Origin of the sequence: Streptomyces sp. SID5643 (assembly GCF_009872555.1) — a bacterium.
Classification (GTDB): Bacteria; Actinomycetota; Actinomycetes; order Streptomycetales; family Streptomycetaceae; genus Streptomyces; species Streptomyces iakyrus.
Window position 1 is genome coordinate 1 of record NZ_WWIC01000117.1, and the last position, 1,284, is coordinate 1,284.

Annotated in this window: 1 protein-coding gene; it reads left to right on the forward strand. The window is 70.0% G+C overall.

The window, feature by feature from the left end; genetic code table 11:
• A partial coding sequence (locus GTY56_RS14875) for a condensation domain-containing protein (protein WP_237524859.1) occupies positions 1–1,284 on the forward strand: 1,284 nt, incomplete at both ends.

Here is a 1,284-nt window from a genome sequence, read left to right on the forward strand (position 1 = left end):
TGTCGTTCGCCCAGCAGCGGCTGTGGTTCATCGGCCAGATGGAAGGGCCCAACGCCACCTACAACACTCCCATCACCCTCCGCCTGTCGGGTGACGTGGACCGTGACGCGCTCGGCATGGCGCTGCGGGACGTCATCGGCCGGCACGAGGTGCTGCGCACGGTGCACAAGGTCGCGGACGGCGAGCCGTACCAGCACGTCCTGGACCTGGCGGACGTGGCGTGGGAGCTGACCGTGGCACAGGTCGAGCCTACGGAGCTGGCCGCTGCGGTTGCCGAGGCGGCGCAGTACGCCTTCGACCTGGCGACCGAGGTGCCCATCCGGGCCTGGCTGTTCGATGCGGGCCTCGACGAGCGGGTCCTGGCGGTGACCATCCACCACATCGCCAGCGACGGCTGGTCACAGGCCCCCCTCGCCCGGGACTTCTCCACTGCTTACGCGGCGCGGAGTGCGGGGCGGGCTCCTGAGTGGGAGCCGCTGCCGGTGCAGTACGCGGACTACGCGCTGTGGCAGCGCGAGCTGCTCGGCGACGAGAACGACCCAGACAGTGTGCTGTCCCGCCAGGTCGCCTACTGGCGCGAGACGCTGGCCGGTGCGCCCGAGGAGCTTGCGCTGCCCTTCGACCGGCCACGCCCGGTTGTCGCGTCGCACCGTGGGCACACTGTGCCGCTGGAGATTCCGACCGAGGTGCACGCACGCCTCGTGGAGGTGGCGCGGGCCGAGGGCGTAACCCTGTTCATGGTCGTACAGGCCGCGCTGGCGGTGCTGCTGTCCCGGCTGGGCGCGGGTACGGACATCCCGATCGGCTCGGCGCACGCCGGTCGCACGGACGAAGCCTTGGACGACCTGATCGGGTGCTTCGTCAACACGCTCGTACTGCGGGCCGATCTGACCGGGGACCCGACGTTCACCGAACTCCTCTCGCGCGTACGGGAGTCGGGGCTTTCGGGCTTCGCCCATCAGGACGTGCCGTTCGAGAAGCTGGTGGAGGAACTGTCCCCCAGCCGGTCGATGGCCCGACACCCGCTGTTCCAGGTCGTCCTGACCAAGCTGGACACGATCGACGCCGTGGTCGATGTACCGGTGGTGCTCGCCGGTGGCGTGGAGGCGGGTGAACGGGCCGCCAAGTTCGACCTCGACGTGATGGTGCGGGAGGCGTTCGACGCCGATGGTGCCCCAGCGGGGTTGTGGGGTTCCGTGACGGTGGCGTTGGACCTGTTCGACGCGGAGTGGGCCGGGCGGATCGCAGGGGCCTTCGCACGGGTGGTGGAGTCTTTGGTCGGGG